The 21,303-nt window shown below is 71.9% G+C and carries 22 protein-coding genes; 12 read left to right on the top strand and 10 right to left on the bottom strand.

All coding sequences use genetic code 11. From position 1 onward, the window contains the following. Positions 1-26: 26 nt before the first annotated feature. From AB0I81_RS03970 to AB0I81_RS03945, 6 genes are all read right to left on the bottom strand, one after another. Positions 27-1,019: an LLM class flavin-dependent oxidoreductase gene (locus AB0I81_RS03970; RefSeq protein ID WP_360649438.1), complete on the bottom strand. Its 993-nt coding sequence runs from the start codon at positions 1,017-1,019 to the stop codon at positions 27-29. A 14-nt stretch (positions 1,020-1,033) separates the two neighbouring features. Further along, complete coding sequence (locus AB0I81_RS03965; RefSeq protein ID WP_360649435.1) at positions 1,034-1,795, bottom strand: aminotransferase class IV; 762 nt, start codon at positions 1,793-1,795, stop codon at positions 1,034-1,036. Between the two features lie 35 nt (positions 1,796-1,830). Continuing rightward, positions 1,831-2,865, bottom strand: a complete 1,035-nt coding sequence (locus AB0I81_RS03960) for a hypothetical protein (protein ID WP_360649432.1) — start codon at positions 2,863-2,865, stop codon at positions 1,831-1,833. Further along, on the bottom strand, positions 2,862-3,341 hold the full coding sequence (locus AB0I81_RS03955) for a SigE family RNA polymerase sigma factor (protein WP_360649429.1): 480 nt from the start codon (positions 3,339-3,341) through the stop codon (positions 2,862-2,864). Before AB0I81_RS03955 ends, AB0I81_RS03960 begins: the two co-directional genes overlap by 4 nt. Before the next feature lie 74 nt (positions 3,342-3,415). Continuing rightward, the gene (locus AB0I81_RS03950) at positions 3,416-4,387 is read right to left on the bottom strand and encodes an adenylate/guanylate cyclase domain-containing protein (protein ID WP_360649426.1); all 972 of its coding nucleotides are present in this window, start codon (positions 4,385-4,387) and stop codon (positions 3,416-3,418) included. Positions 4,388-4,416: 29 nt separating this feature from the next. Continuing rightward, a complete protein-coding gene (locus tag AB0I81_RS03945; protein WP_360649423.1) occupies positions 4,417-5,172 on the bottom strand; it encodes an FCD domain-containing protein in 756 nt (251 codons plus the stop codon). 87 nt (positions 5,173-5,259) lie between these two features. On the opposite strand from AB0I81_RS03945, the gene AB0I81_RS03940 reads away from it, so the two are divergent. From AB0I81_RS03940 to AB0I81_RS03905, 8 genes are all read left to right on the top strand, one after another. Further along, entirely contained in the window at positions 5,260-6,756 is a 1,497-nt protein-coding gene (locus AB0I81_RS03940; protein WP_360649420.1) for an ABC transporter substrate-binding protein, read from the top strand. Beyond that, positions 6,753-7,691 (top strand): ABC transporter permease, encoded by a 939-nt coding sequence (locus tag AB0I81_RS03935; protein WP_360649417.1) that lies wholly within the window; start codon positions 6,753-6,755, stop codon positions 7,689-7,691. Before AB0I81_RS03940 ends, AB0I81_RS03935 begins: the two co-directional genes overlap by 4 nt. Next, entirely contained in the window at positions 7,688-8,521 is an 834-nt protein-coding gene (locus tag AB0I81_RS03930) for an ABC transporter permease (RefSeq protein WP_360649414.1), read from the top strand. The genes AB0I81_RS03935 and AB0I81_RS03930 overlap by 4 nt, the downstream gene beginning before the upstream one ends. Continuing rightward, on the top strand, positions 8,508-9,422 hold the full coding sequence (locus tag AB0I81_RS03925; RefSeq protein WP_360649411.1) for an ABC transporter ATP-binding protein: 915 nt from the start codon (positions 8,508-8,510) through the stop codon (positions 9,420-9,422). Before AB0I81_RS03930 ends, AB0I81_RS03925 begins: the two co-directional genes overlap by 14 nt. Further along, positions 9,391-10,191: an ATP-binding cassette domain-containing protein gene (locus tag AB0I81_RS03920; RefSeq protein ID WP_360649408.1), complete on the top strand. Its 801-nt coding sequence runs from the start codon at positions 9,391-9,393 to the stop codon at positions 10,189-10,191. The genes AB0I81_RS03925 and AB0I81_RS03920 overlap by 32 nt, the downstream gene beginning before the upstream one ends. Next, the gene (locus AB0I81_RS03915) at positions 10,188-11,366 is read left to right on the top strand and encodes a M20 family metallopeptidase (protein WP_360649405.1); all 1,179 of its coding nucleotides are present in this window, start codon (positions 10,188-10,190) and stop codon (positions 11,364-11,366) included. Before AB0I81_RS03920 ends, AB0I81_RS03915 begins: the two co-directional genes overlap by 4 nt. Before the next feature lie 28 nt (positions 11,367-11,394). Beyond that, complete coding sequence (locus tag AB0I81_RS03910; protein WP_360649402.1) at positions 11,395-12,486, top strand: P1 family peptidase; 1,092 nt, start codon at positions 11,395-11,397, stop codon at positions 12,484-12,486. A gap of 100 nt (positions 12,487-12,586) precedes the next feature. After that, entirely contained in the window at positions 12,587-14,002 is a 1,416-nt protein-coding gene (locus AB0I81_RS03905) for an aldehyde dehydrogenase family protein (RefSeq protein WP_360649399.1), read from the top strand. 100 nt (positions 14,003-14,102) lie between these two features. On the opposite strand, the gene AB0I81_RS03900 is transcribed toward AB0I81_RS03905, so the two are convergent. Next, entirely contained in the window at positions 14,103-14,759 is a 657-nt protein-coding gene (locus AB0I81_RS03900) for a hypothetical protein (protein ID WP_360649396.1), read from the bottom strand. A 165-nt stretch (positions 14,760-14,924) separates the two neighbouring features. Between AB0I81_RS03900 and AB0I81_RS03895 the strand changes: the two genes are divergently transcribed. Continuing rightward, the gene (locus tag AB0I81_RS03895; RefSeq protein ID WP_360649393.1) at positions 14,925-16,934 is read left to right on the top strand and encodes a hypothetical protein; all 2,010 of its coding nucleotides are present in this window, start codon (positions 14,925-14,927) and stop codon (positions 16,932-16,934) included. Between the two features lie 127 nt (positions 16,935-17,061). Here the strand turns inward: AB0I81_RS03895 and AB0I81_RS03890 are convergent, their stop codons facing one another. Further along, entirely contained in the window at positions 17,062-17,823 is a 762-nt protein-coding gene (locus tag AB0I81_RS03890) for an SDR family NAD(P)-dependent oxidoreductase (RefSeq protein ID WP_360649390.1), read from the bottom strand. A gap of 112 nt (positions 17,824-17,935) precedes the next feature. On the opposite strand from AB0I81_RS03890, the gene AB0I81_RS03885 reads away from it, so the two are divergent. Further along, on the top strand, positions 17,936-18,460 hold the full coding sequence (locus AB0I81_RS03885) for a type II toxin-antitoxin system prevent-host-death family antitoxin (protein WP_360649387.1): 525 nt from the start codon (positions 17,936-17,938) through the stop codon (positions 18,458-18,460). On the opposite strand, the gene AB0I81_RS03880 is transcribed toward AB0I81_RS03885, so the two are convergent. Then, positions 18,461-18,652, bottom strand: a complete 192-nt coding sequence (locus AB0I81_RS03880) for a DUF1918 domain-containing protein (RefSeq protein WP_360649385.1) — start codon at positions 18,650-18,652, stop codon at positions 18,461-18,463. A 128-nt stretch (positions 18,653-18,780) separates the two neighbouring features. Beyond that, a complete protein-coding gene (locus AB0I81_RS03875) occupies positions 18,781-19,686 on the bottom strand; it encodes an alpha/beta hydrolase (protein WP_360649382.1) in 906 nt (301 codons plus the stop codon). Between the two features lie 135 nt (positions 19,687-19,821). Here AB0I81_RS03875 and AB0I81_RS03870 point away from each other — a divergent pair, with 135 nt between their 5' ends. Next, positions 19,822-20,679, top strand: a complete 858-nt coding sequence (locus tag AB0I81_RS03870; RefSeq protein ID WP_360649379.1) for a helix-turn-helix domain-containing protein — start codon at positions 19,822-19,824, stop codon at positions 20,677-20,679. 53 nt (positions 20,680-20,732) lie between these two features. Further along, positions 20,733-21,239 carry an isoprenylcysteine carboxylmethyltransferase family protein gene (locus tag AB0I81_RS03865; RefSeq protein WP_360649376.1) on the top strand — a complete coding sequence of 169 codons (507 nt, stop codon included), beginning with the start codon at positions 20,733-20,735 and terminating at the stop codon, positions 21,237-21,239. Positions 21,240-21,303: the final 64 nt, after the last annotated feature.

The raw sequence follows: 21,303 nt of genomic DNA, 5'->3' as shown, positions 1-21,303 counted from the left end.
CGACGCAGTACGATATTCGGGCGATCCTAACCCGCGAATACGGTCGAAAGCCGCCGATAAGAGTCGAGTCGTCGATCCAGGTCGTAGGTGTTCATCGTGATCAGCACCTCGTCGGCCCCGCCGGCCTCGACCAGCGCGCCGAGCGCCACCGCGACCTCGTCCTCCGTACCGTGGATCTTGCCCTTGAGCGACTCATCCAGATAGGCCCGCTCCCGCGCGCCCATCTCCATCCCGGCCACCTCCCCGGCGGGCACGAGCGGCGGGAAGTCCCCGCCGGTGCGCGAGCGCACCGTGGCCCACGCCTCGGGCAGTTGCAGCAGCGCCGCCTCTCGCGCGCTCGCGCCGACCGCGACGTCCACCGCGACCATGACGTACGGCCGCGCCGCCCACACCGAGGGCCGGAACCCGGCCCGATACCGGGCCACCGCGTCCACCATCCGCGCCCCGCCACCGATCACCATCGGCAGCCCGTGCGCCGCCGCGATGTCCGCCCCCGCCCCCATGGCCAGCACGAACACCTGCGGCCGCAGCCCTTCGGCGGGCAGCGCGTGCACCCCCGGATGCACCTGCTGCCCGCCGGAGAAATAGCCGAGCAGCTCGGCGAGCTGGTCGCCGAACCCGTCCGCCGCGTCCTTGCCGTGCCCGAGCGCCCTGCGGATGCCGCCCGTGAAACCCACGGAACGCCCCAGCCCCATGTCCACGCGACCCGGGTGCAGCGACTCCAGCACGCCGAACTGCTCGGCCACCACCAGCGGGCGATGGTTGGGCAACATCACCCCGCCGGTGCCCACCCGGATCCGCGAGGTCGCCGCGGCCACGGCCGCCGCCAGCACGGTCGGGGCGGAACCCGCCACGCCGGGCACGCTGTGGTGCTCCGACACCCAGAAGCGGTGGTATCCGAGCTCCTCGGCCTGCCGCGCGAACCGTACGGTCTCGCGCAGCGCGGCACCGGGGTCCGAGCCCCGCCGGACGAGCGAGCGGTCGAGAATCGAGTAGGCGGTCATATCCGGGTGCAACACACCCGGCCCCCAGATCAATCCAGCGGGTCGCCCGGGACGCCCTCGTAGTAAGCCAGCAGCCGCTTGAGCAGTTCCCCGTCCTGGCGCAGCGGCACGCCGTCCACGCTGCCGACCGCCGTCACCCCCCAGGAGTTGCACAGGAAGACCAGGTCGAGCCCGCCCAGGCCGGCCACCGTCAACGGGCGGCGCTCCTGCGGCACGTCCATGCGCTCCAGCAGGCGCATCGTGACCCCGTGCAACATCGGCGCGTCCGGCCAGACCAGCCGGTCGCCCGCGAAGCCGCCCAGGTTCGTGATCGAGCCCTCGCTGATCAGGCCGTCCTCGGTGGTCAGCAGCGCCTCGCCGAAACCGTCGCGGCCCGCCGTACGCAGGATGTGGGCCTGCTGGAAGCCCGTCGCCTGCTTGATGTGGGCGAGATAGCGCTGGTAGACGACCGTTCTGACGCTCAGCGGGCCGGGCAGCGGGTCGTGCGGCGGGCCCGCCGTGGCGAAGACGGCCGGGGGATCGGCGTCCAGGACGTAGACCCGTACGCTCGCGTCACGCACGTCCCCGCCCAGCACGGTGCGGATCGAGGCGAGCACCGCCGCCCGGTCCAAGCCGGCGCCGAACAACTCGCGGCTCGCGGTCTCCAGCCGCTCCAGGTGCAGGCCGAGACCGCGTACCCGGCGGTCCCTGACCTGCATGGCGGTGAAGTGCCCGTAACGGGATCCCAGCAGGGAACGCGCGTCGGCGTCCAGCAGCCTGTCCCCGATCGCGGCCCGCTCGACCACGGCCACCCCTCTCCTCGTTCCGCCCGCCACAGCTTACGACCTCAGTCCCGGTAGGCCCCGACGCCCCACGCGATCGGCCGGTTCGTGTGCTCGCCCTGGATCTCGATCCGCCCGGTGACGGTGACCTCCCTGCCCTTGGGGATCCGATGCTCGCTCATCGCCATCGGGAACTCTCCCTGCTTCCACACGCCGCACCCCGACGTCGCCGGCGACTTCTCGCCGTCGATGGTGAGGGTGAAGCGCATGCGGTCGGCCAGGTCGCCCGAGCAGAGCTGGTCGAAACCGATCCTGCCGGTCGTGCTCGTGACCTTCAGCTCGATCGTGTCGTCCTGCGGGTAGACGCCCGTCGCCGTGGCGGCCAGCTTCTTGCCGGCCAGCCGCTCGGGGAAGGCCCTGACCGGCTCCGGCGTGACCGGCCGCGAGGGCGGCGTCCACTCGTAGACGGCCAGGCGCCAGCCGCCCTCCTTCTTCTGCACCTCCAGGCACGGCCCGCCCTTGACCTTCCTGACGCAGCCCCTGCCTGAGGTGGTCGTGTCGAACGTGACCGTGACCTGCTCCGCGCCCTCCGGCACGGTCAGCGGCTGCAACTCCCTGTCCGGCCGGCACGGCCCGAACCCGTCGCCGACGCGGCCGAACCTGCCGTCGACCCAGACCCGCGGCGAATTCGCGTCGCGGTCGCCGACGCACAACGCGGCCACCTCCAGGGGCAGCCCGGAGACCGGGACCTTGACCGACGCCTTCTTCTCGCCGGTGATCGCGGCCGTGGCCACGCGCCGATACTCGGTGCCGTCGGGCGCGGTGAACCGCTCCGGCAGACCCTTCTCCGCCGGGTTCGTCGCCGAGGGCCCCGGCCGGGTCAGCGCCGTCGTGTCGTCCGGGGACGCGCCGGGCAGCAGGGAGACGGTGACCACGACGGCCGCCGCCGCCGCGACGCCGGTCAGCGCCCCCGCCGCCGCCCGCCTGCGCCGCCGCCGTCCGCGGATGCGGGACCGGACCTCGTCATGGCGGCGCGGGTTCGCGGGCGAAGGACCGTCGGCGCGCTCACGCAGCACCTCACGCAGGTCTCCCATGGTCATCGCTGCAACTCCTTCACGATCGACTCGTCCACTCGCAGCTTGGCCAGCGCCTTGGCGGTCTGGCTCTTGACCGTGCCCTCCTGGCAGCCCATCACCTGGGCCACCTCCGCGACCGGCAGGTCCTCGTAGAAGCGCAGCACGATCACCGCGCGCATCTTGGCCGGCAGCCGGCCCACCGCCCGCCACAACTCCTCCTCATCGCCGACGGTGTCGTGCACCACACCCTCCGGCAGGTCGTCGCTGGGCACCTCCTTGCGCCAGCGCCGCCGCCACCACGACGTGTACGTGGTCACCAGCACCCGGCGCACGTACGCCTCGGGCGAGTCAATGCCCGGCCACGCGAACCAGGCCTTGGCCAGCGACTCCTGCAGCAGGTCCTCCGCCGTGCCCCAGTCCCTGGTCAGCAGGTACGCGGTCCGCAGCAGCCGATCCGACCTCGACACCACGAAATCTTGAAATATCGCTCTGTCAGCCAACTTGACGTGCCTCCTGTGAATGTCGGCTGACGGTAGTGACGCATCGGCCCGCGACCCGGGTTGCCCGGAAGACGTCAGGGAGTTTCCGCGCGCTTGACGGTGAACGGCGCCAGCTCGCCCAGCCCCCGTACCGACAGCCGGTTCACCTCGCGCAGCAGGAAGGCCCGGTCGCCCTCCAACTCCTCGGCGAGCTGCGGATCGGCCAGGATAGTGCCGGGCAGCGACAGCGCGGTCAACCGGCTGGCCAGGTTGACGGTCGTGCCGAACACGTCGCCCATGCGCCAGACCACCGGCCCGGAGGCCAGCCCCACCCGCAGCTCCGGCATGTCCTTGCCGCGCGTGTGCGTCTCCACCAGCCGCAGCGCGATCTCCGCCGCCACGTGCGCCTTGTCGCTCACGAACAACACCGAGTCGCCCAGCATCTTGACCACCCGGCCGCCGGAGGAGGTCACCACGTCGGCCGAGCGCCCCTCGAACCTGTCGATCAGCCTGGCCAGCTCACTGCCGGTGATCTGCCTGCTCAGCCGGGTGAAGGCGACCAGGTCGGCGAACCCGACCGACAGCCGTACCGCGCTCATGTCCTGGTCGGCCAGGCGCCCCGCCGCGGCGGCGAGCTGGCGCTGCCAGGCGTAGACCAGCAGCCGCGCCAGGTCCGGCACCACCCGCTCGGCCCGCCTGCGCCAGGCCCGCGACCGCTCGGCCAGCGGCACGCCCGCCTGGTCCAGCGCCTCGGCGCCCAGCTCGGCCTGCGACTCGGCCAGGCTTGTGGTGGCCCGGCCCAGCGAGCGGGCGATGAGCAGCACGTGCTCCTCGTCGTAGACGCCCGAGGTGACCATGCCGAGCAGGGTCCGCAGCGCCTCGACGTCCAGGTCGGTGAACTCCACCGCGTCGTCCGGCACGTTGGGGAAGCCCAGGGCACGCCAGAACCGCCGCGCACGATAGACCGGCACGCCCGCCATCTCGGCGACCTGGTGACTGGTGTATCGGCGCGGCTCCCGCAGAAAGGCGTCTCTCAGCCCGTCCCCGTCCCCGTCCAAGCGCGCCACCTCGGCAACATAACACCCTGTGGGCCAGATCACTCCAGCAGTGCCCGCAAGGCACTTCTCTCGCTTTCATCGACATAATCCGCGTAATAGTCATACATCGCCTTGCGCAGCAGCCGGGCCGCCAGCGGGCCGTCCCCGGCGCGCAGCGCGGCCAGGACCTCCTCGTGGTGGCGGATGCTGCGCCGCATCAGCGCCCGTCGGTCGGGGTCGTCGGCGATCCGCTCCGCGACCAGCTTGACCACGATCGAGCGCACCACGTCGGTGCAGATCTGGATGAGCTTGTTGCCGCTGGCCCGCGCCACCGCGTCGTGCACGGCCACGTCGGCCGCCCCGAACCCCCGCGGATCCTCCTCGGCCGCGGCCCGCAGGGCCTCGACCGCCTCGCAGATCTCCCGCAACTGCTCCTCGGTACGCAGCCGCGCGGCCAGCAGGATGGCCGCCGAGTCCAGCACCATCCTGAACTGCACCAGCTCCGCCAGCGACAACTCCGCCACCCTGGCCAGCGTGGTCATCGACTTGTGCAGGGTGGCGGGGGAGAAGGGCAGCACCTCCGCGCCGTTGGGGTCGCCGGGCCGCGAGCGCACCAGGCCGCGCGCCTGCAACACGCGCAGCGCCTCCCGGATGGTCGAGCGGCTGACGGAGAACTGCACCATCAGCTCGCGCTCGCTCGGCAGGTGCTGGCCCGGGGTCAGGTCGCCGCCCTCGATGGCCTCCTCGACCTGCTCCACGACCCGCTCGTAAGCGCGTACGGCACGCACCGGCTCGAAGCGTGGACCACCACCCATGCAAGCCCCCTTGACCCGAGCCGTCGCCGCCTGGCAATGTGCGTAGCCTACTGGTCAGACCAGTACACTAGCCAGGAGGCTGTAGACATGGGGCGGATCGGGATCTGGCTCGCCGCGGGCGGTCTCCTGCTCGCCACCGCCGCGTGTGGCGGCAGCGGTGGCGACGACAGGGGCTCCGACGGCACCGGCAAGGCCCAGGCGCTGTCGGTCGGCTTCGTGGCCGAGCCGGCGAACCTCGACTTCACCTCCACCGAGGGCGCCGCGATCCCGCAGGCGCTGCTCGTCAACGTCTACGAGGGCCTGGTCAAGCTCGACCAGGACGGCCAGATCGTGCCGCTGCTGGCCGAGAAGTGGGACGTCTCGGACGACCGCTTGACCTACACCTTCACGCTGCGCGAGAACGTGAAGTTCAGCAGCGGCGCGCCGTTCACGGCCGACGACGTGGTGTTCTCGCTCGACCGGGTGAAGACGGACTGGAAGCTCAAGATCAAGTCCCAGTTCGACGTCATCGACCGGGTCGAGAAGAAGGACGACGCCACCGCCGTCGTCACGCTCAAGCGGCCCAGCAACGGCTTCCTGTACTCGATGGCCACCAGGCTCGGCGCCATGTTCAGCCGCACCGGGGTGGCCGACCTGGCCAACAAGCCCGTCGGCACCGGGCCGTACACGCTGGGCTCCTGGCGGCGCGGCGACTCCATCCAGCTCGGCGCGAACCCCGCATACTGGGGTACGAAGCCGCCGCTGTCGGCGATCACCCTGAAATACTTCAAGGACGCCACGGCGATGAACAACGCGCTGCTCACGGGCGGCATCGACGTCATCTCCAGCGTGCAGGCGCCCGAGTCGCTGCAGCAGTTCGCCGACACCAGCCGCTTCCAGACGGTCGAGGGCACCACGAACGGCGAGGTGGTGCTGTCGATGAACAACAAGCGCCCGCCCTTCGACGACAAGCAGGTCAGGCAGGCCGTCCGGCACGCCATCGACCACAAGGTGCTGCTCGACACCGCCTGGGCCGGGCGCGGCGAGCTGATCGGCTCGATGGTGCCGCCCACTGACCCCTGGTACGAGGACCGCACGGGCGACTACCCCTACAACGCGGCCAAGGCCAGGCAGTTGCTCGGCGGCAAGACCTACTCCGTCAAGATGCGCATCCCCAACCTGCCCTACGCGGTCAACAGCGCCCAGGTCGTCAAGTCGCAGCTCGCCCAGATCGGCATCACGGCCGAGATCGAGCCGCTGGAGTTCCCCGCCCGCTGGCTGGACCAGGTGTTCACCAAGGGCGACTACCACCTGTCCATCATCAACCACGTCGAACCCCGGGATATGGGCATATTTGCCGATAAATCCTACTACTTCGGTTACGACAATCCCGAGTTCGGCAGGCTGCTCGAGTCGGCCGACCAGGGCACCGAGGATCAGCAGGCCGACGACCTCAAGCAGGCCGCCAAGCTGCTGTCCGACGACGCCGCGGCCGACTGGCTGTTCCTGTTCCCCAACCTGATCGTGGCGAAGAAGGGCGTCACCGGGCTGCCGAAGAACGCCATCGCGGAGTCCTTCGACTTCACCGCGCTGACCAAGCAGTGATCCTGTACCTGCTCAAACGCCTGGCCGTGCTGCTCGCGAGCACCGCCGTGGCCGCCGTGGCGGTCTTCGCGTTCATGGCGCTGCTGCCCGGCGACCCGGCCGAGATCGCGCTGGGCGTCAACGCCACCCCCGAGGCGGTGGCCGAGCTGCGCCGCCAGTTCGGCACCGACCGGCCGGCCCTGGCGCGCTTCCTCGACTGGTCCGGCGGCCTGCTCCAGGGCGACTTCGGCACCTCGTACGTGACCAGCTCGCCCATCGGCCCGCAGATCGGCGACCGGCTCGGCGTCACGGCCGTGCTGGTGGGCGGCGGCATGGTCGTGGCGGTGGCGCTGGCGGTGCCGCTGGGCACGTTCGCCGCCGTGCACCACCGCAACCCGCTCGGCGTGACGATCAGCGCGTTCAGCCAGCTCGGCATCGCGGTGCCGGCGTTCCTGGCCGGGATCCTGCTGGTGTTCGTGTTCGCCGTGCGGGCCCAAGCGCTGCCGTCCGGCGGGTACGTGCCGATCGCCGAGGACCCGGGGGAGTGGCTGCGGAGCCTGCTGCTGCCGTGGTTGTCGCTCGGCCTGGTGCAGGGCGCGGTGCTGACCCGCTACGTGCGCAGCGCCGTGCTCGACGTCATGCGCGAGGACTACCTGCGCACCGCCCGCGCCAAGGGCCGCGGCCGCACCGGCGCGCTGTGGCGGCACGGGCTGCGCAACGCCTCCATCCCCGTCGTCACCGTGCTCGGCCTGCAACTGGCCACGCTGCTCATCGGCGCGGTCGTGATCGAGCGCGTCTTCGTCCTGCCCGGCCTCGGCGACCTGCTGCTGGGCGGTGTCGCGGCGCGTGACCTGCTGCTCGTCCAAGGCGTGGTGATGGTGCTGGTGGCGGCCGTGCTGCTGATCAACTTCGTGGTGGACGTGACCTACCACCTGCTCGACCCGAGGTTGCGATGAACGGCCGGCTGAACGCCCAGCTCGTCATCGGCGGCACGCTCGTCGGGCTCGTCGTGCTCGCCGCGCTGGCCTCGTTCGTCTGGACCCCGCACGACCCCACGCTCGTGGACGCCGCCCGCAGGCTGCGCGAGCCCGGCGGCGGCAACCTGCTCGGCGCCGACAAGTTCGGCCGCGACACCTTCAGCCAGCTCATGGTCGGCGCCCGCACCACCCTCTACGTCGGCATCGTCGCCGTCGGCATCGCCGCGGTGATCGGCACCCCGCTCGGCGTGGTCGCCGGGATGACGCCGCGCGGCTGGTTGTCGGAGCTGCTCATGCGGGTCAACGACCTGGTGTTCGCCTTCCCCGCGCTGCTGCTGGCCGTCATGCTCGGCGCGGTCTACGGCCCCGGCACGCTCACCGCGATGATCGCGATCGGGGTGGCCACCGTGCCCGCCTTCGCCCGCGTGGCCCGCGCCGCCACGCTCCAGGTCATGGTCACCGACTACATCCTGGCCGCCAGGGCCGCCGGGCGGCGCCGCCCCGCCATTGCCGTACGGCACGTGCTGCCCAACATCTCCTCCGTGCTGATCGTGCAGGCGTCGGTGTCGTTCGCCATCGCCATCCTGGCCGAGGCGGCGCTGTCGTTCCTCGGCTTCGGCACCCGCCCGCCGATCCCGTCCTGGGGCCGGATGTTGCAGGAGTCGCAGGAACTGCTCTTCTCCACCCCGCGCCTGGCCCTGTGGCCGGGGCTGGCGATCGCCCTGGCCGTGCTGGGCTTCAACCTGCTCGGCGACGGCCTGCGCGACTACCTTGACCCCAAGCTCAGGAGGATCCGTGCTGAAGGTTGAGGACCTGACCGTACGCGCGGACACCGTGGACCTCGTGCACGAGGTCTCCTTCGGCATCGCGCCCGGCGAACGCGTCGGGCTGATCGGCGAGTCCGGCTCCGGCAAGTCGCTGACCGCGCTGTCACTCATGGGCCTGCTGCCCGAGGGCGTGACCGCGTCCGGCCGGGCCGTGCTCGGCGACAGGGACCTGGTCGGGGTGCCGGAGGGCCGCATGAAGGACCTGCGGGGCGGCCGGATGTCCATGGTCTTCCAGGAGCCCATGACCGCGCTCAACCCGCTCATGCGGATCGGCGGCCAGGTCGCCGAGGTCCTGACCCTGCACGGCCGCCCCGGTCACGAGGCCCGTACCCGCTCCCTCGAACTGCTGGAACGGGTGCGGCTGCCCGACCCCGCACAGATCGCCCGCGCCTACCCGCACCAGCTCTCCGGCGGCCAGCGCCAGCGCGTCATGCTCGCCATCGCCCTGGCCAACGGCCCCGACCTGCTCATCTGCGACGAACCCACCACCGCGCTCGACGTCACCGTGCAGAAGCAGATGCTGGAGCTGATCGCCGAGGTCGCGCCTGCCCTGCTGTTCATCACCCACGACCTGGCGGTGGTGGCCTCGGTGTGCGAACGCGTCCTGGTCATGTACGGCGGCCGCGTCGTCGAGTCGGGACCTCTGCGCGAGGTCTTCACCCGGCCCCGCCACCGCTACACGCAGGGCCTGCTGGCCGCCTCCCGGCTCACCCCGCGCGGCACCCGCCTGCCCGTCATCGAGGGCGGCGTCCCCGCCGCCGGGCAGTTCCCCGGCGGCTGCGTGTTCAGGAACCGCTGCCCGCACGCCACCCCCACCTGCGAGACGACTCCGGCGCTGACAGGAGACGGACATGCCTTCGCATGCTGGCACCCCGCTGATTGAGGTGGCGGGCCTCAACCGGGTCTACCGCCGCCCCCGCGCCTCACTCACCAGGCCCGGCGCCCCCGTCCACGCCCTGCGCGACGTCTCCCTGACCGTACGGCGCGGCGAACGGCACGGCATCGTCGGCGAGTCCGGCTCCGGCAAGTCCACCCTCCTGCGCCTGATCTGCGCCCTCGACCAGCCCACCAGCGGCTCCATCCGGTTCGACGGACAGGAGATCACCGGCAGGCCGGAACGCGCGCTGCGCTTCCTGCGCGAGAACCTGCAGATCGTCTTCCAGGACCCGATGAGCTCGCTCGACCCGCGCATGCGCGTGCGCGACCTCGTCGCCGAGCCGCTCACCGCCCTCGGCCTGCCCGCCGGTGACCGGGTGGCGGAGCTGCTGGAGGCGGTCGGGCTGCCCGCCGGCGCCGCGGACCGCTACCCGCACCAGTTCTCCGGCGGGCAGCGGCAGCGCATCGCCATCGCCCGCGCGCTCGCGCCCCGGCCGAAGGTGCTCGTCGCCGACGAGCCGGTGAGCGCGCTGGACGTCTCCGTACGGGGGCAGATACTCAATCTGCTGGCCGACCTCGTGGACGAGCTCGGGCTCACGCTCGTGTTCGTCTCGCACGACCTGTCCGTGGTACGGCACGTGTGCGAGACGGTGGCGGTGATGAGCGGGGGCCGGATCGTGGAGACCGGGCCCGTGGACGACGTCTGGGCCGCGCCAGCGCATCCGTACACGCGGGAGCTGCTGCGGGCCGTACCGACTCTGGAGGGGTTGTTGTGATCGAGGTCGATGCCGACGGAGTGGTGGAGTTCACGCGGGCGCTGGTGCGCATCCCCAGCACCAACGACCCGGCGCGGGGCCGCTCCGAGCGGCCCGCCGCCGAACTCGTCGAGGCCAGGATGCGGGAGTGGGGCTGGGAACCGGTCGTGTACGAGGCCGCGCCCGGCCGGCCGAACGTGGTCGCCGTCGTCGAGGGCGGCGGCGGGGACGGGCCGACGCTCATGTTCGAGGGCCACACGGACGTCGTCACCGAAGGCGACTTGTCCACCTGGACCGTGGACCCGTTCGGCGGCGAGATCCGCGACGGCCGGCTGTGGGGCAGGGGCAGCGCCGACATGAAGTCCGGCCTGGCCGCCACCCTCTACGCCACCCGCGCCCTGCAGCTCGCGGGCCCGTTCCCCGGCCGGATCAAGGTGTGCGCGCTGGCCGACGAGGAGGGCCTCATGCTCGGCGCGCACCACTTCGTCTCCTCCGGCCTGACCGCCGGCGTGGACGGCGCGATCGTCGCCGAGCCCGAGGCGGGCGAGATCTGCGCGGTGGCCAAGGGCGCGCTGCGGCTGCGCGTCGATCTCACCGGCAAGATGGCGCACGGCGCGATGCCGCAACACGGCCGCAACCCCATCCAGGCCGCGGCGTCGCTGCTGGTGGGCCTGCGCGCGCTGCAGGAGGAACTGCAGGCGCGGCATCCGGCGCACGAGCACCTCGGCGAGGTGTACGTGACGCCGACCGTGTTGCGGGCCGGCTCGCAGGAGCAGGTCAACGTCATCCCCGCGGTCGCCTCCGTTTTCGTGGACGTGCGCACGATCCCCGGCGTCGACCACAAGGAACTCGCCGACCGGGTGGCCGCGCTGGCCCGCCACGACGGGATCTCCGTGGAGGTGTCCTCGCTGGTGGACCGGCCGCCGGTGGACGTGCCCATCAGCGACCCGGTGGTGGCGGCGCTGGCCGCCGCGCACCGCTCGGTGACCGGGCAGGAGCCGGTGTACGGCGGGGTGCCGGGGACTACGGACGGAACCGTGCTGACGCACTGGGGCGGGATTCCGTCGGTGGTGTACGGGCCGGGCGGCAAGTGGATCGCGCACCAGGCGGACGAGTTCGTGGAGGTCGCGGAGATCGTGCGGTGCACGCGCGTGTTCGCCGAGGCCGCCAGACGGTTCCTGAACGGGGACTTCTGATGCGGGTTGCTGGGCGCGGAGGTTTTTGATGCGGGCCGGGGCGACGAACTCCCTGATGGACGTGGCCGGGCTGCGGGTGGGGCACGCGCAGCGGGTCGGGGGCGGGTTCCGCACCGGGACGACCGTCGTGCTCGCGCCGGAGGAAGGGGCCGTGGCCGGCGTGGACGTGCGCGGGGCCGCCCCCGGGACGCGCGAGACCGAGTTACTGGATCCACGGAACCTGGTGGAGCGGGTGAACGCCGTGGTGTTGTCGGGCGGGAGCGCGTACGGGCTGGGGACGGCCTGCGGGGTGCTGGAACGGCTCGCGGACGCGGGGCTCGGCTACCCGGTGGCGGGCGGGGTGGTGCCGATCGTGCCGGCGGCGGTCATCTTCGACCTGGGCCGCGGCGGCACCTTCCGCGCAACCCCCGACGCCGCTCTGGGTGCCGCCGCCTACGACGCCGCCACCGCCGCCACCGCCTACGACGCCGCCACCGCCTACGACGCCGCCACCGCCTACGACGCCGCCACCACCCACGGGACCTCAGCTCCGGACGGCGGGAGAGCGATCAACGGGTCCGTCGGGGCGGGGACCGGGGCCGTGGCCGGTGGGCTCGCCGGAGGGGCCGGGAGCGCGAGCGCCGTCCTGCCCGACGGCACCACCGTCGCCGCCCTCGCCATCGTCAACGCCGCCGGCTCGGTGCTCGACCCCCACGACGCCACCCTGTCGGGCGCCAGATACGGCCTCCCCGGCGAGTTCGGCCACCTCCAGCCCCCGGACCCCGAGCAGGCCCGCGCCTGGCGGCCCGACCTGACCCCCGCCTTCAACACCACGATCGGCGTCGTGGCCACCGACCTCACCCTCACCAAGGCCCAGTGCGGCAAGCTCGCCGCCGTCGCCCACGACGGCCTGGCCAGGGCGATCAGACCGGCCCACACCATGACCGACGGCGACACCATCTTCGGCCTGGCCACCTGTGCCCGCCCCGTCCCCGCCCACGACACCTTCCAGGACGTGCTGGCGGCCACCGCCGACGCCTTCAGCCGAGCCGTCGCCCACGCCGTACTGGCCGCCACCGGCCGCGAGGGCGCGCCCGCGTACCTCGACGTGTTCCCCAGCGCCCTGCGGGGACGACCATGAACAGCGCCCTGCGGAGGCGACCATGAACAGCGCCTTGCGGAGGCGACCGTGAACAGCGCCTTGCGGAGGCGGCCATGAACAGCGCCTTGCGGAGGCGGTCATGAACCTCGATTTCGGTCTGCCCATCGGCGGCGGGTGGGTGCGGACGGCGGACACCACCGACGTGATCTTCCCTTACGACGGGTCCCGGGTGGCCGCCGCCCCGCTGGGCACGCCCGCGCACGCCGCCACAGCCGTGGAAGAGGCCCTGGCCGTGGCGCCCGCCATGGCCGCGCTGCCGTCGCACGCCCGCCGCGCCGCGCTCACCTCGGCCCACGACGCACTCAGGGACGAACGGGAAGAATTCGAGCGGCTCCTGGTCCTGGAGACCGGCAAGCCGCTGGTGGACTGCCGGGTCGAGGTGGACAGGACACTCCTGACCCTCACCACGGCGGCCGAGGAGGTGGCCAGGCTGCACGGCGAGACCGTGCCGCTCGACCTGCTGCCCTCCGGCGAGGGCCTGATCGGGTTCTGGACGCGGCGCCCCATCGGCGTGGTCGTCGGCATCACCGGCTTCAACTACCCCCTCCTCCTCGCCGCCCACAAGATCGCGCCCGCGCTGGCGGCCGGCTGCCCGGTGATCGTCAAGCCCGCCCCTGCGACCCCGCTGGCCACGCTCGCCCTGGTACGGCTCCTGCGCGCCGCCGACGCTCTGCCGCCCGCCGCCGTACAACTCGTCACCGGGGACATCGAGGTCGGCCGCACGCTGGTGGAGGACCGCCGGATCGGCGCGGTCTCCTTCACCGGCTCGGCCGCGGCCGGACACGCCGTCGCCCGCTCCGCCGCCCCCACCAAGGTGCTGCTGGAGCTCGGCTCGAACGCGGCCCTCGTGGTCGCCGCCGACGCCGACCTGCCGGCCGCCGCCGACGCGGTCGTGCGCGGCGGCTACTACGCCTCGGGCCAGGCCTGCATCTCCGTGCAGCGGGTGCTGGTGGAGGAGCCGGTGGCGGAGGAGTTCCTGTCCCTGCTGGCCGACCGCGTCAAGCGCGTCGCCGTCGGTGACCCCCGCCTGCCCGGCACCCGGGTGGCCCCGCTCATCGATCAGGCCGCCGTGGACCGCGTCCTGTCGTGGATCGCCGCGTCGGGGGCCGAGGTGGTCACGGGCGGCCACCGCGACGGCCGCGCCGTCGCTCCGACGGTCCTGGCCGGCGTGCCGGACGGGGCCGCCGCCTGGGACGAGGAGATCTTCGGCCCCGTCGTGTGCGTGCGCCGGGTGCCCGGCCTCGACGCCGCCTTCACCGCCGTCAACAACTCACGGTACGGCCTGCACGCGGCGGTGTTCACCCGCTCGCTGGCCACGGCCTTCACGGCGATCGAACGCATCGAGGCCGGCGGCGTGGTGGTCAACGACGTGCCGGGCTTCAGGGCCGACAACATGCCGTACGGGGGCGTCAAGGACTCGGGCACCGGCCGCGAGGGCCCACGCTTCGCCATCGAGGAGCTGACCGTACCGAGGATGGCCATCATCCGGCCATGACCACGACGCACCGCCGGCCGCGTACGCGAGCGCCGGACACGGCTATCGGCCGGGGGGAGAGAGACGCCCCTCGACGATCACCTCGCCGAGGAGGTCACGCCTAGCTGACCTGCCGGCCGTCGTCGGGGTCTGCCGGTGCGATCTGTAGTGGTGCGGTGTTGCCCGCGGTGAGCTGGTCGGCGTGCGTGAGGGTGTAGTCGAGCTGCCTGGCCAGGCGCGGGAGGGTCGCCGGAGGCAGGTACGCGTCGGCGCCGGCTTCGAGCAGGCGCCGGACCGGGCCGTGGTAGTTGACGCCGAGCTCCGGGTCCTCGATCTCGGTGATGATGACGCGGGCCTCCGGGTACATCGATTTGAGCCCGCCGATCAGCTGCGGGCTGCCCGGCGGCACCAGCAGCACGTCGGCCGTGGTGGGGGCCGCGTGCAGGTCGAGCACCACGTAGTCCTCGCCGAGCTGGTCGGACAGCGCCACCCGGGCCGCCGCCGACAGCTCCATCGCCGTCGCCACGACCGTCACCCCGTCGTAGTCGATCGGCCCTTCGTCCCCCGCCTCGTCAGGCTCGTCGGCCTCCTCCGGTGCGGCGCGATCGACGATGGAGCCCTGGAGCACCTCGATGGTGCTGGAGATCGTCGCGATCGCCTCGCCGTCACGCGTGAGGACGAGGTTCTCGCCGGGTTCGAGAGCGTCGAGGAGCGTCACGATGTCCTCGGGGAGGCGGGTCACGTCGATCCGCTGCGCGGACCGCTTGCGTTTTACCATGCCTGCAACGTCGTCACGGCTTAGGAAATCCTTCACACCAGTCGTACCGATTGTCACTGGCGAGCCTATGTCGTCGCTGATCACCCTGACGGCCTCGTCGCAAAACGCGGAGACACGGCATGGACGGTTCTGCCAGTCTACGGAGGCGATCATGAAGGAGGTCTCGTGACGGACGACGACGGCGGGTCCCGACTCGGCACGTTCAGCGCCCGGCTGCGGAGTGACGACATCGACGTCGTACGCGCGGCCCTGGACGACTATCGGGACGCGCAGGCGCACACCAGGTTCGGCGGGGACAATCCGTACTGGCCGCTCGCCAACGAGGTGCTCTTCGCGGCCCGCGACCTGCTGGGCAGGCCCCAGACGCCCGGGGCCGGGGGCGGCGCCCACGCGAGCGCTCTCCTCGTGATGATGCATCTCGCCGAGGACGTGGACGCGGACCTGATCGCCGACGCGCTGGAAGGCGCCCCGGACGCGGAGGTACGGGAGGCGGCGCTGCTCGCGGCCGGCTGCGCCCTCTCCGACGGCGAGGAACCGAACCCGCGGCTGCTGGCGCTGATCAGTGCCATGGTCCTCGACGAGACCCTGGAGACGGAGGACCGCAAGGACGCACTGAACGCCCTGGACGACCTCGATTCGCCCGACGTGGAGGCCCTCATCGTCCGCCTCAGCGAGTCGGGCGACCTTGAGCTCCAGGTGTTCGCCGCGTCGTGCCTGGCGACGCCGCTGCGGCTCCGGGTGCACCGCGAACGGGTCCGGCGGCTCGTGGAGTCCTGGCCGCAGGACATGAACGGGACGACGACCTGGATACGCGACGCGCTCTCGGGCTTCCACAGCACGTACTGGGAGGACGCCCGGCTGGACGATCCGGCACTCCGCGACGCCCATGACGAGCTGAGGTTCCCGGTCAGCGACGAGGCGTGCCTGCGGGGGTTCGTCACGCTGCTTCGCAGCGACGATCCGGTCGCCGTCGGCATCGCGCTCGACCACTACGAATCCTGGAAGGGGTTGCGGTACGTCCTTCAGGACGAGGAGTCGGCCGAGGCGTACCTGCCCGAGGTGCTGGCGCGCGCCCGGGAGGTGCTCCGGCGTCCGATGTCCCCCGCCGAGCCGAGCGCGCTGAACCTGATCGGGAACCTGCACGCCGAGCCCGATGACGCCGACCTGGTGCTGGAGGTTCTCCGGCGGACGGACTCCGACACGGTACGCCAGAAGGCGATCTGGATGGCGTACGGGATCCTCGACGATGCCGAGGTGAAAGACGGCAGGCTCGTCGAGGCGCTGAGCGACCTGATCTTCGACCCGGCCGTCGGCTTCTACCTCACGAAAGAGTCGGCGATCCGGGTCCTGGCCGACAGCCTCGGCCGGGAGGCGGATGAGGTTCTCCTGCGCGCGTTGCGCGAGGGCGAGCCGAAGGTGCAGGCGCACACGGCCTACTACCTGGTCAGGACGGGTGGCCTGGAAAGGCACCGGCCCGTCATGGTGGAGGTGGCCGAGAGCTGGGGCGACAGGCCGCCGCAGCGCCCCTGGGGCCAGGACCCCATCGAGCTGATCTTCGGCAAGCCGCACAGCGTGCACTGGGACGGTCACCGGCTGGCGGACCCGGGCCTGTACCGCGCCCACAGGAGGCTGAGGGAGCCCGCCGTGGACGAGTCGTACCACGACGCGCTCCGCACCCTGCTCGAAAGCGGTGACCAGGCCGCCGTGGGCATCGCCCTGGACCACTGGTGGAGCCCGGACGGCGCGGTGGCCCGGGGCGGCGAGCGGGCGCGGGAACCCGCCAGGGCGCTCGTCCTCGATCGTATCCGGGAGGTGTTGCGGCAGTCGCCGTCACCGCCGGAGCTCAGCCGCGAGTACGGGCCCGACGCCAGCCACCTCTCCGCCCTGTCGGCGCTGGACATCGTGGCGCGGGAGGAGCCTTCGCTGCTGGCCGAAGTCGTGGAAAGCGCGACACACGACCTGGTACGCGATAGGGCCCTCGACACGGTGGAAGCGGTGTTCGGGGACGCCGGGGAGGCCCACCCCAGGCTCGTCGCGGCCCTCGTGAGCCTCGCGTGCGACGACACCGTGCCCAGGGTCGACCGCGTCAGGGCCATGGAGATCTTGGAGGAGGCCCCCGGCCACGACGCCGTGGCGGCGCTCGCACGGGTGCGCGGCGCGCTCAACAGCCCCTGACAGGGCTTCGGCCGGTCAGCTCAGCCGGTCAGCTCAGCCGGTCCTTGATCGGTTCGGCCGGTCGGTTCGGCGGGTCCTTGATCGGTTCGGCCGGTCGGTTCGGCGGGTCAGATTGGCGGGTCGCCGGTTAGTTCGGTGGGTCGAAGCGGCCGTCCACGGCGGTCCAGCCGCCGTCCACGTACAACACCGAGCCCGTCACGAAGCTCGCCGCGTCCCCGGCCAGGTAGACCACCGCCCCGGCCATCTCCCCGGCCGACGCCCAGCGGCCGAGCGCGCTCTTGGCGGCGTACGCGTCGTACCAGGCGCGGTCGTCCTTGATCTGCCTGGTCAGCGGCGTCTCGACCACGCCAGGCGCGATGGCGTTCACCCGCACCCCGTGCGGCCCGAACTCGGCGGCGGCCGTGCGCAGCAACTGCACCAGACCGGCCTTCGTGGCGGAGTAGACGCTCTGCCCCGGCTCGGTGACCTGGGCCCTGATCGAGGCGAACCCGATGATCGAGCCGCGGCCCCGCTCGATCATGCCCGCCCCGAACGCGCGTACGACGTCGAACGAGGCCCGCAGGTTCAGCCCCACCACGCGGTCGAACTCCTCGCCCGAGTAGTCGAGCAGCCGCTTGCGCACGTTGGTGGCCGGGGTGAAGACCAGCACGTCGGCGGGTTCCCGCGCGGCCAGTTCGCGCACCGCTCCGGCGTCCAGCACGTCGAGCAGCCGGGCGTCGCCGCCGCACTCGCCGGCGGTCTCCTTCACGGCGTCCAGGTCGCGGTCGGCGCACACCACCGAGGCCCCGTGGGCGGCCAGCGCCAGCGCCGACTCCCTGCCGATCCCGCTGCCCGCCCCGATCACCACGGCCCGCCGCCCGTCCAGGCGGAACAGCGCGTCATATCCCATACCAGGCACCCTAACCACTGGTCCGACCAGTGCACCAGGTGCCGTGCCCCGGCCGGGCTTCGCGCCGCCGCACGAGTTGCCATGATTTTGTAAGGCGGCTTACGATTTGTTCATGGTCAACTTGGATCCATCCGTCTTTGAAGGGCTGCGGGACCGTTTCGGCGCGCCGCTCGGTGTGGAGGAGGCGCGCGCCCAGTGGGGCTCCCTCGTACGGGCGGCGCGGAACGGCACCACCACGCTGATCACCCGCGAGCGGTGGGAATGGGCCGCGCTGATCCCGCGCTCGGAGGTGCCCGGCCTGCTCAGCGGGCTGCCGGTGGTGTCGTTGTCCACGGCCCGCGCCAAGCTGGGCGACCTCGTACGCCAGACCGCCGGCCCGTACGACGAGGGTCCCGTGCTGCTGACCCGCCACCGCACCCCGGTCGCCGCCCTGATCGCGGCCGGGCGCCTGCTCGAACGGCCCGCCCCCCGCCGCCGCCCGTCCGCCGAGGACCTGCTGTCCCGGGGGCACACGATCACGCTGGTACGCGGCCCGGTGGACCGGATCACCGCCATCGCCCGCGACCGGGACGGCAACGAGATCGCGGCCGGATCCGGCGGCAGCCTTGAGGCCGCCCTGCGGTCGCTGAGCGAGTGACTACTCCAGCTCGGCCGGAATGACATTGGCGTCGGGCCCGGGGAAGACGAGTTGCACGTGACCGTCGTCGAAGCGCACGACAAAGGGCGGCGACCCGGCCTCGCCCCGCACCTCGATGATCTCGGCTTTTCTGTCGCCGTGGCCGACGACGTTGGAGTGGAAGATCAGCGTGTCACCGACGTTCGCCTGCATGGGGGTTCCTCTCAGCTGGGCTCTGGCAACTTTGAGGTGCCCTCCCACCTTGCACCAGACCGGCGGCCGCATCCACCCGTAGGCCGCACGGCCTCGCAAGGCCCGCCGGGTCAGCCGGGTCAGCCGGGTCAGCCGGTCAGATGCGTGCCGAAGAAGCCGGCGAGCCTGGCGACGGCCGGGGTGACGTACGCGTCCCTGTCGTACAGGTCCACATGGGTGGCGCCGTCGATGACGAACAGCTCCTTCGGCTCCGCGGCCCGTGAGATCGCCTCGCGGCTGAAGTAGGCGGTCTCCGCCTCGGAGCCGATAATCATCAGGAGCGGGCGGGGCGAGATGAGCCGGATCATCGCGTACGAGTCGTACTGCGCGATCTGGTCGATGCCGCGCAGCACCCACCCCTGGTTCGCCCGGGGATGCCGGCCACGCGGCGTGCAGTAGTACTCCCACGTCTCCCTGAACTGGGTGGAAGCGGTCTCCAGCAGCTCTTCCGCGTTGGCGGGAATCCAGGGCTCCAGCTGCGCGACCCGGCCGCGTGCCTCCGCGGTGCGCAGCGCGCCGGCCCGGTCGAGCAGGGCCTGGAGCACCTCCGGGCCCTGCGTGCGGCCGAGCCCCTCGCGGAACACCGCGCCCAGGTCCGCGGCGCTGACGGTGGCCACGGCCCTGATCCGGTGGTCGGTCTGCGCGGCGTAGGGGACGTAGCCGCCGGAGGCGCAGATGCCCAGGGCGCCGATGCGGGCGGGGTGGATGTCGTCGCGGGTGGTCAGGTACGTCACGGCGGACCTGATGTCCTCCGCGCGCTGGAAGGGGTTCTCCAGCCCGCGCGGCTCGCCCTCGCTCTCACCCTGATGGGCGGCGTCGAAGACGAGCGCGGCGAAACCGGCGCGGGCCAGGCGCCCGGCGTACAGGCTCGCGGTCTGCTCCTTCACACCGCCCCCCGGATGCGAGACGACGACGGCGGGCAGCGGGCCGCCGGTATGAGTGTCGGGAGTGAACAGGATCCCGGCGAGGGCGAGGTTGTTACTGGGGAAAGTCACGTTCGTCTTCATATGCGGCCGACACTCGCACGCCCCGGCGCGCCGGAAAAGGGGCGGCTTGTGTCCTGGGACAACCCTGTCCCAGGACAGGCGCGGCCCTCTTACGGAGTTCCGCGCGATGTGAGACTGGGTCGTATGAGCGGCAATGCGAACGAGCTGGGCGACTTTCTCAAGGCCCGGCGAATGGAGTTGAGCCCCGCCATGGTCGGGCTGCCCGAGCCCGGCGGCCGGCGGCGGGTCAAGGGACTGCGGCGGGAGGAGGTGGCCATGCTGGCGTCGATCAGCACCGACCACTACATCCGCCTGGAGCAGGGACGACGCCAAGCCTCCGAACCCGTGCTGGACACCATCGCCCGCGTCCTGCTGCTCAGCGACGACGAACGCGCCTACATATTCGAGTTGTCGGGAAAGGAGGCCGCCCGGCCGCGCCGCCGGGTCAGGCAGAAGGTGCAGCCACAACTGCGGCGGCTGCTGGACGACCTCACCGCCACCCCGGCCGTGGTCCTGGGCCGGCGCACGGACATTCTCGGCTGGAATCCCATGGCCGCCGCGCTGTTCACCGATTTCGCGCGGACCCCGGAGAGGAAACGCAATTTCGTGTGGCTGGTATTCGGCGACCCGGCCTTCAGGACGCTGTATCCGCAATGGGAGTACGTGGCCCGGTCGTGCGTGGCGCAACTGCGCATGGAGGCCGCGCGGGACCCGGCGGACCCGCGGCTGGCCGACCTGGTGGGCGAGTTGTCGGTACGCGATGAGGACTTCCGGCGGTGGTGGGGCGGCCACCACGTCGCCGTACGGGACGTGGGCACCAAGGTGCTGCACCACCCGATCGCCGGCGACCTCACGCTCGACTGGTCCGCCCTCACCTGCGCCACCGACCCCGATCAGCAACTGGTCACCCTGACCGCCGAGCCCGGCTCGCCGTCCCACGACGGCCTGCGCATCCTCGCCTCCTGGGTGACCGACCCCGGCCCGGACCGCCGGCCGTATTGACCCTATTGGGCGCGCTTCCTAAACTCATCACATAATGAATTAGGAGCGAAGCCATGCGCAGAACGCCCGCAGCCGTCGTCAGCACCGCCTTCTTCGCCGCCGGTCCCGGCGTCGTCGCGGTGCTCGTCCCGTACTGGATCAGCGGCTGGCGGGTCCGCGACCCGCTCCCGGCCCCGGTCATGCTCCCGCTCAGGCTGCTCGGCGCGCTCCTCGCGCTGGCGGGGCTGGCGGTGATCGTCAACGCGTTTGTCAGATTCGTCGTGGAGGGATTCGGTACGCCGGTCCCGATCGCGCCCCCGGACCGGCTGGTGGTCGGGGGGTTCTACCGATACGTCCGCAATCCCATGTACGTCGCCGTCTTCGCCGCGGTCATCGGCCAAGCCCTGATCTTCGGCGACCCCTGGCTGCTGGTCTACGTGGCCGTCATGGCGATCCCGGTCGTCGCCTTCGTCCGCCTGTACGAGGAGCCGCATCTGCGGGCGACGTTCGGCGCCGAGTACGAGACCTACCGCGAGCACGTTCCCGGCTGGTGGCCGCGCGTTCGCCCGTACCGGCCATGACAGCTGCTTCCGACAGAAAATTGGAGTCCCATGTCGGATCCTGTTTGACTCCCAGTGAGGAAAT

It is taken from the genome of Nonomuraea sp. NPDC050404 (assembly GCF_040655495.1).
GTDB lineage: Bacteria > Actinomycetota > Actinomycetes > Streptosporangiales > Streptosporangiaceae > Nonomuraea.
The sequence above is the reverse complement of the archived record's forward strand: the minus strand, read 5'-3'. Positions and strand labels throughout refer to the sequence as shown.

What these genes read in the sequence shown, in the direction of transcription:
- AB0I81_RS03960 (WP_360649432.1), bottom strand. Translation starts at nt 2,865, where the DNA reads ATGACCATGGGAGACCTGCGTGAGGTGCTGCGTGAGCGCGCCGACGGT.
- AB0I81_RS03945 (WP_360649423.1), bottom strand. Translation starts at nt 5,172, where the DNA reads ATGGGTGGTGGTCCACGCTTCGAGCCGGTGCGTGCCGTACGCGCTTAC.
- AB0I81_RS03940 (WP_360649420.1), top strand. Translation starts at nt 5,260, where the DNA reads ATGGGGCGGATCGGGATCTGGCTCGCCGCGGGCGGTCTCCTGCTCGCC.
- AB0I81_RS03930 (WP_360649414.1), top strand. Translation starts at nt 7,688, where the DNA reads ATGAACGGCCGGCTGAACGCCCAGCTCGTCATCGGCGGCACGCTCGTC.
- AB0I81_RS03920 (WP_360649408.1), top strand. Translation starts at nt 9,391, where the DNA reads ATGCCTTCGCATGCTGGCACCCCGCTGATTGAGGTGGCGGGCCTCAAC.
- AB0I81_RS03910 (WP_360649402.1), top strand. Translation starts at nt 11,395, where the DNA reads ATGCGGGCCGGGGCGACGAACTCCCTGATGGACGTGGCCGGGCTGCGG.
- AB0I81_RS03905 (WP_360649399.1), top strand. Translation starts at nt 12,587, where the DNA reads ATGAACCTCGATTTCGGTCTGCCCATCGGCGGCGGGTGGGTGCGGACG.
- AB0I81_RS03900 (WP_360649396.1), bottom strand. Translation starts at nt 14,759, where the DNA reads ATGGTAAAACGCAAGCGGTCCGCGCAGCGGATCGACGTGACCCGCCTC.
- AB0I81_RS03890 (WP_360649390.1), bottom strand. Translation starts at nt 17,823, where the DNA reads ATGGGATATGACGCGCTGTTCCGCCTGGACGGGCGGCGGGCCGTGGTG.
- AB0I81_RS03885 (WP_360649387.1), top strand. Translation starts at nt 17,936, where the DNA reads ATGGTCAACTTGGATCCATCCGTCTTTGAAGGGCTGCGGGACCGTTTC.
- AB0I81_RS03880 (WP_360649385.1), bottom strand. Translation starts at nt 18,652, where the DNA reads ATGCAGGCGAACGTCGGTGACACGCTGATCTTCCACTCCAACGTCGTC.
- AB0I81_RS03870 (WP_360649379.1), top strand. Translation starts at nt 19,822, where the DNA reads ATGAGCGGCAATGCGAACGAGCTGGGCGACTTTCTCAAGGCCCGGCGA.
- AB0I81_RS03865 (WP_360649376.1), top strand. Translation starts at nt 20,733, where the DNA reads ATGCGCAGAACGCCCGCAGCCGTCGTCAGCACCGCCTTCTTCGCCGCC.